The sequence below is a fragment of the Aurantimicrobium sp. genome (assembly GCF_036667855.1).
Lineage (GTDB): Bacteria > Actinomycetota > Actinomycetes > Actinomycetales > Microbacteriaceae > Aurantimicrobium.
In genome coordinates this window covers 1-6638 of the sequence record NZ_JAVWTF010000065.1, presented here as the reverse complement: position 1 = coordinate 6638, position 6638 = coordinate 1, and the positions used below count along the sequence as shown (strand labels likewise).

Here is a 6638-nt window from a genome sequence, read left to right as displayed (position 1 = left end):
GACAGCATCGTCTTCACTCAGCGTGCTGGCGTGGCCAACACCGGCCCTAGAACCTATCGCGAGCTCAAAGCGTTGGTATCCGAAGCCGCATCTCAGGGATATTCCATCGAGCGTGGTGAGATTACAGAAGGTCTCGCGTCAGTCGGCGTTGTAGTCAAAGACCACATTGGATGGCCTGCAGCAGGCATTGCGGTGACCTTCTCTGCCGCAGGATTGACCTCTCCAGAAGCTCTCAATGACCGCATTAACTCTCTGTTGCCGGAAATGACGGCAACTGCCCATGAGCTCAGCCGTCGTATTCATGGTGCCGGTTAAGCTAAGCCCATGGTTGTTGCATATTTACTTCTAGCTCTCGCTATCGTCTCTGAAGTCGTAGGGACACTCGCCCTGAAAATGAGTGACGGCTTCACCAAAGTCATTCCCACCATTTTTGTCGTCGTGGGGTATCTGTCTGCGTTCGCTTCATTGGGGCTGGGCCTTTCTAAAGGCTTGAGCATGGGCGTTGCCTATGGGATTTGGGCAGGTGCTGGAACTGCACTTGTTGCGATTATGGGTATCTTCCTGTTCAAAGAAAATCTCAATGTGTGGGGATTCCTAGGTATTGCGCTGATCATCGTCGGTGTTGTGCTGTTGGAAATGGGAAGCTCACACGGCTAATTAAGCTCTGGGCGACATACCCAGCCCTGACGTTGACGTTCTGAGAAAACAGGCGCACACTGGTTATAGACCTCGACCGGTCAGGCGAAAGCCCCGACGGTCACCCCTTATCTGAAGGAGACCACATGGCAACCGCAAACATCAAGCTTGAGACCCCTTCCGCAACCATTGGTGGCGGCGAAGAGGGCGGCTGCTGCGGCGGCGCGTGCTGCGGCGGAAAGTAAGCGTAAACACAGCGCACAAGGGTTCGACTTCTTCGGAAGTCGGGCCCTTGTTCTGTTTAAGCCCTACTCGCAGACAACGCCATCTTTGTCACGGTCCCGATACCAGGCATATTCCGGATCTACACCTTGGTAGTAGGGGCCTGCGCCGTTAGCTTGTGCAACAGAACAGGTTCCATAGTTGGGATCAAGAACCCCGTCACTGACCGGCGCCACCGCTTCGGGTGCTGCTCCTGCAGCGACCGCGGCCTTTTCAGGAACAGTGATGTTCACATTTGAACAGCCGTTGAGAACCGACTGCAGAGTGAGACGCTCGAGCGAATCCACAGTCAATGACCAACGCCACTTCACCGCAACCCAGGTAGCGGCATAATCACAGAAGTAGCCGTGACTAGCAGGCATCCACTGAGCAGGGTCTTTATCGCTCTTGGAGCGGTTCGAGCTCGCTGTCACAGCAAGTAAGGAGGCGTCATAGCCCAGGTCATTGCCAAAACTCACTCGTGTGGCACTGTCCCAGCCATACGCTCCCGAGCCCCAGGCTTCGTTCAAGGGAACAAAGTGGTCAATATCTAGTCCGCCGGCATCGGAGAGGGTGACGCCGTCATAGGCCGAGGTCCATTGACCTGTGCTTACGGTGCAGGAGCCACGAGTAGTGACGACAGCCTGTGATTCCATCATGAGAACTTCAGCTCGGGTATTGCACCCGTCACCATCCGCATCGATCCAGGCGTTGAAATAGTCACGGTTGTAGCCGGTGTGTGAAGCAGGAGCATCGTCGGTAGGCAGCTGTTCCAGCATGCTTAAGAACGTGGAGACGCTACTTGAACCAAGTTGAGCACTCTGGGTTGCGGGTGCAGTAGAGCTGGGCTCGGGTGTTTCCGTGGGGAGAGCAATATCGACGGGAGTCTCAGTTCCCCCAAGCGCTTTCTCGAGAGATTCGACCGTCCCAGCTGTTTGCATGGACTGCACTGCATTGAAAGCAGAGCCGAGAGAAACCACCGGCAGGAGAATGAGCACGGCAATCGTGCCACCAAGCCACAGACGTTGTTTCGTCGGCATTATTCCCTCCCTGCTATAGAAGCTACCAAGCTTCCAGGCGTCTGTACTGGCTCTCGATTCTTCCCGCCCACGGCATCATCTTTAATGGCATGGCTAAGCGCATTACCGAAGCCGCTCACGAGCGCTTTCTGAAGCGCACACAACAAACTTAAAACTCTCTGCTTGTCCATAACTCGCTCATAGCGTCCTCATAGCTTCGTTCTGCATTGTGTAATTACCGGCCACAAGGTCAGAGCACATAACGAACGTAAGGAGGCATGCAGATGCCAAAGAACGACAACGACAACCTCGACAACGCAGAGGCAACTCAGACTCCTGCTGAGTACACCCCCGAAGCTGTTGCTGAGGAAACTGAAGAAACAGTTACCCCCATCACCGAAGCCCGATCCAAGCGTCGCCTCGGCACCGGAGCCATCATCGGTATCTCGGCTGCCAGCGTTGCACTTCTTGCCGGTGTATTCGGCGGCGGCATGGCTGTGGCAAACGTCATCGGTCACGGTGGTGCTCCTGCCCTCGGCCTTGCTGGACAGGGTCCTGCTCAAGGTCACATGGGTGATGGTGATGGCGATGGCGATGGTCCTCACGGCAAGCCAGGTCACGGCCCTAAGGGTGGCATGGCTGGCGCACCTCAGGGTGGACTCGAGGCTGATGGTTCCATGCCCGGAAACGTTCCTCACGAGCACGATGCCAACGGTAACGACATCATTCCTGAGGGTTACCCCACCACTACACCTAGTACCACCCCCAGCACCACTACGAACTAAGTAGTTCTTTATCCATCAATGCCGTCCCAGTAGGGGCGGCATTGATGCGTTATGCGGGAATACGCTGGAGTGAAACAACGTTTAAGTTGAGTGAGGAATGAGGTTGCTATGGCAAACCAGACCACATCGACAATTGTCTTGGGTGTTGAGGGGATGACCTGCTCAAGCTGCGTTGCCCGGGTTGAGAAAAGTTTGAATGAACTCCCCGGTGTGACAGCTGCCGTGAACCTCGCGATGCACAGCGCAAAGGTTGAATACCCCTCGACGGTCAGCGAAGAACAGTTGGTGCAACAGGTGGAGAAGATCGGTTACACCGCCACCCTTCCTCACCATGAGATTGTTGACGATGAGGTTCCCCTCGACGGCCGTGCCGGAAAAGTAACCCTACTTGAGCGCCTTGTCATCGCCATTGTCCTTTCGGTTCCCGTCATTGTTTTGGGCATGGTTCCTGCCTGGCAATTCACCTACTGGCAATGGATTTCTTTGCTGTTGACCACTCCTGTGGTGTTCTGGTGCGGTTTGCCTTTCCACCGAGCGACTTTTTTGAATCTTCGCCACGGCACCCTCACCATGGACACGCTCATCACCATGGGCACCTTCGCTGCCTATGGCTGGTCGGTCTATGCCCTGTTCTTTGGTGCTGCCGGTGATCCCCACATGCACCACACCATGGAGTTTTTTGCGTGGCAGGCAGACCCCACCCAGAATATTTATTTCGAAGCTGCTGCCGGTGTGACCACGTTCCTCTTGCTGGGTCGCTATCTCGAAGAGAAGTCTCAACGCAGTGCAGGTGCTGCGCTGCGCGCACTGGGTGAGCTCAAGGCAACTGAGGCAACGCGGATTGTCGACGGCGTGGAAGAGCGAATTCCTGCCTCAGAGCTTCGTGTGGGGGAGCTTTTTGTAGTTCGCCCCGGTGAAATCATTGCCACCGATGGTGTGGTGGTGGAAGGTCAAGCTGCCGTTAATGAGAGCGCATTGACGGGGGAGAGCTTGCCGGTTGAAGTGGTCGCAGAATCACGCGTCACTGGATCCACGATCGTCCTGGATGGCCGACTTGTAGTTCGTGCAACCCAGGTGGGGCAGAACACTCGCATTGCCCAACTTGCTGCACTCGTGGAGGATGCCCAACTTCACAAGGCAGCGGTACAAAAGCTTGCAGATCGAATCTCTGCCGTGTTTGTCCCCATTGTGATCGGCATTGCGGTCGTCACGATTATGGGGTGGGCGATTGCTGGCGCACCTCTTGCCGTGGGCTTCACAGCTGCAATTGCTGTTCTGGTTATTGCATGTCCTTGTGCTTTGGGGCTTGCAACGCCTGTTGCCCTCATGGTGGGAACCGGCCGTGCCGCACAAATGGGCATCATTATTTCCGGCCCCGATGCCATCGAGAGCTCATCTCGAATCAGCACTGTTGTTCTCGACAAGACCGGAACAGTGACCACGGGCCACATGAGTGTGAGCGATGTGTTCATCTCTGGTGCTGAGAAGGATGCGGCACTGCTGCGCATTGCCGCTCTGGAAGCTGGGTCAGAGCACCCCATTGCCCGAGCAATCATCTCTTTTGTCACAGAGCACACGGGGGCTTCGCTGCCTGCGGTCACTGACTTCCGCTCAGTTGCCGGGCAGGGCGTGCAGGGAGTTATTGAGGGAGTGAGAATTGCTGTGGGCACGACTGCATGGATGAACTCTCACGGGTTCGCTCTCTCAAAAGAGAATGAAACTCAACTAGCTGCTGCTCGAGCCGGGGGAGCCACTGCAATTCTCGCGGGTTGGGATTCTCAGGTTCGCGCGATCATTGCGGTGGCAGACACCATCAAGGAAGACTCTGCTGAAGCAATAATCAGACTCGTTGAGCTCGGTCTTGAACCCATTTTGCTCACCGGTGATCATGAAGAAGCTGCTCACGCGATTGCCCAGAAAGTCGGCATCTCTCGCGTGATTGCCGGAGCAAGTCCCGAAAGCAAGGTGGAGGTTATCAAGTCTCTGCAGGCTGATGGAAAGCAGGTCGCCATGGTTGGAGATGGCGTCAATGACGCCGCTGCCTTGGCTCAGGCAAACCTTGGTATTGCGATGGGAACTGGAACCGATGTGGCCATTGCGGCAAGTGACATCACCCTGGTTCGGGGAACCCTCTCCGCGGCAGTAGATGCCCTGGAGCTTTCGCGCAAAACACTGCGCATTATTCACGGCAACCTGTTCTGGGCTTTTGCCTATAACGTCGCCGCAATACCCCTTGCTGCACTAGGTTTCTTGAACCCCATGTTGGCGGGAGCTGCAATGGCATTCTCGAGTTTGTTCGTTGTGCTCAATTCACTGCGTCTTCGCAGATTCGCACGCTAGATTGAATTAAGCGCAATAAGCACTACCTCGCCGGCTGTGAAGTCGACCTGACTTATCCAGAATTGGCGACAATGACACTCAGCTCTACCCTTGGTCCTCTCCGCTCAACAGAGCCGAAAGATCCCAACCGTAAGCCTCTGACCAGCTCATATGCAGCGCTCATGAAAGCTGTGACCCAAGCTGGCTTGATGCGCAAGCGTCCTGCGTTCTACATCACGTTGTTTGTGGGGCTTTCTCTCGCTCTGGGTGGTTTGATTACCGGGTTTGTGCTCATCGGTGACTCCTGGTTCCAGCTGTTGATTGCTGCTGGTTTGGGTATTTTGCTCACCCAGTTTGCTTTCATTACCCACGAAGCCTCCCACCGTCAGGTGTTTGCCTCGGGAAAGCTCAATGACTGGAGCGGTCGCATTCTGGCTACCGCCGTGGTCGGTATTTCTTATGCCTGGTGGATGAATAAGCACACCAAGCACCACATCAACCCCAACACCGTGGGCAAAGACCCCGATATCGAGTGGGACACCATCTCGTTCCAGGAAGTGGATGCGGTCAAGCAAAAAGGTTTCCTGCGTTGGATTACTCAACGCCAGGGCTACCTGTTCTTCCCCCTGCTCACACTTGAAGGCATCAACCTGCATTTTCGATCCATCTTGACGCTGTTCCAAAAGGAACGTCTAGAAGGTCGTGCTGTGGAACTCACCTTGATTGCTCTGCGCTTGAGTGCCTATGTTGCGGTCATTTTCATCTTCCTGCCCCTCGGCCTAGCCTTTGCTTTCTTGGGAGTTCAGCTAGCTGTCTTTGGTGTGTATATGGGAGCTTCCTTTGCCCCTAACCACAAGGGCATGCCCATGATTCCTAAAGAGAACCGCGTGGACTTCATGACCAAGCAGGTGCTGACCTCTCGCAACATCAAGGGTGCAGGCGCTACCGCGTTTATGGGTGGGTTGAACTACCAGATCGAGCACCACTTGTTCCCCAGCATGGCTCGCCCACACCTGCGCAAGGCACGTCTCATTGTGAAGCAGCACTGTGCAACCGAGGGTGTTCCTTACACAGAGACCACGTTGATGCGCTCTTACGGCATCGTCATCGCCTACCTGAATAAGGTTGGCTTGGCAGCCCGCGATCCGTTTGATTGTCCTGAAGCCGACCGTATGCGTCGTCGCTAGACTTTTTACATGGCAAAAAAGCAAGCAGAACCTGAGCTCATTCGTCCCGGCATCGTGCCCGGACTTGCAGGTGTCGCAGCGATGTTTATTGGTATGGGTGTCTACGGTTCCGACTGGTACATCACCATCTTGTTCGTGGTGAGCATCTTGGCCGCCATCCTTGCGGTGTTCTCGTGGCAGTGGGCTGATCCTAAGAAGTGGGTCTTTCTTCCCCTGTTCTTGTTGATCGCTATTTTTTGGAATCCCATCGTTCGACTGACCGACGGCATCACTCCGGGAATTCAGTGGTGGATGCTTCTCCAGACCGGCGCAGCGGCCGTATTCTTCCTCGGTGGCTTCCTGATTAAGACCCCTGCTCCGAAGTAGTAGACTAAAAACGCACCACAACCTTCGTTTCTACTGTCGCCGGCGCTAACGCGTGATGCGCGAGG

7 protein-coding genes are annotated in these 6638 nt (G+C 55.2%); 6 read left to right on the top strand and 1 reads right to left on the bottom strand.

Going from position 1 to position 6638, the window contains the following annotated elements:
* Both RR877_RS09460 and RR877_RS09455 read left to right on the top strand, forming a co-directional pair.
* Positions 1–315 (top strand): IclR family transcriptional regulator C-terminal domain-containing protein (locus RR877_RS09460; protein WP_332628033.1); only part of this gene is annotated, 315 nt, incomplete at its 5' end.
* A 9-nt stretch (positions 316–324) separates the two neighbouring features.
* Positions 325–657 (top strand): multidrug efflux SMR transporter, encoded by a 333-nt coding sequence (locus RR877_RS09455; protein ID WP_110233010.1) that lies wholly within the window; start codon positions 325–327, stop codon positions 655–657.
* A 287-nt stretch (positions 658–944) separates the two neighbouring features.
* Here the strand turns inward: RR877_RS09455 and RR877_RS09450 are convergent, their stop codons facing one another.
* Positions 945–1937: an excalibur calcium-binding domain-containing protein gene (locus RR877_RS09450; RefSeq protein ID WP_332550667.1), complete on the bottom strand. Its 993-nt coding sequence runs from the start codon at positions 1935–1937 to the stop codon at positions 945–947.
* Positions 1938–2200: 263 nt separating this feature from the next.
* On the opposite strand from RR877_RS09450, the gene RR877_RS09445 reads away from it, so the two are divergent.
* The 4 genes from RR877_RS09445 to RR877_RS09430 all read left to right on the top strand — a co-directional run bounded on the left by RR877_RS09445 (position 2201) and on the right by RR877_RS09430 (position 6573).
* Complete coding sequence (locus RR877_RS09445) at positions 2201–2701, top strand: hypothetical protein (RefSeq protein WP_280802698.1); 501 nt, start codon at positions 2201–2203, stop codon at positions 2699–2701.
* A 108-nt stretch (positions 2702–2809) separates the two neighbouring features.
* Positions 2810–5041: a heavy metal translocating P-type ATPase gene (locus tag RR877_RS09440; RefSeq protein ID WP_332628031.1), complete on the top strand. Its 2232-nt coding sequence runs from the start codon at positions 2810–2812 to the stop codon at positions 5039–5041.
* Positions 5042–5112: 71 nt separating this feature from the next.
* On the top strand, positions 5113–6207 hold the full coding sequence (locus RR877_RS09435; protein WP_332618871.1) for an acyl-CoA desaturase: 1095 nt from the start codon (positions 5113–5115) through the stop codon (positions 6205–6207).
* A gap of 9 nt (positions 6208–6216) precedes the next feature.
* Complete coding sequence (locus RR877_RS09430; RefSeq protein WP_280802696.1) at positions 6217–6573, top strand: DUF6804 family protein; 357 nt, start codon at positions 6217–6219, stop codon at positions 6571–6573.
* The last annotated feature ends 65 nt before the right edge of the window (positions 6574–6638 follow it).

Excerpts from the sequence above, each read along its gene's own strand:
- RR877_RS09440 (WP_332628031.1), top strand. The coding sequence starts at position 2,810 with ATGGCAAACCAGACCACATCGACAATTGTCTTGGGTGTTGAGGGGATG.
- RR877_RS09455 (WP_110233010.1), top strand. The coding sequence starts at position 325 with ATGGTTGTTGCATATTTACTTCTAGCTCTCGCTATCGTCTCTGAAGTC.
- RR877_RS09430 (WP_280802696.1), top strand. The coding sequence starts at position 6,217 with ATGGCAAAAAAGCAAGCAGAACCTGAGCTCATTCGTCCCGGCATCGTG.
- RR877_RS09435 (WP_332618871.1), top strand. The coding sequence starts at position 5,113 with ATGACACTCAGCTCTACCCTTGGTCCTCTCCGCTCAACAGAGCCGAAA.
- RR877_RS09450 (WP_332550667.1), bottom strand. The coding sequence starts at position 1,937 with ATGCCGACGAAACAACGTCTGTGGCTTGGTGGCACGATTGCCGTGCTC.
- RR877_RS09445 (WP_280802698.1), top strand. The coding sequence starts at position 2,201 with ATGCCAAAGAACGACAACGACAACCTCGACAACGCAGAGGCAACTCAG.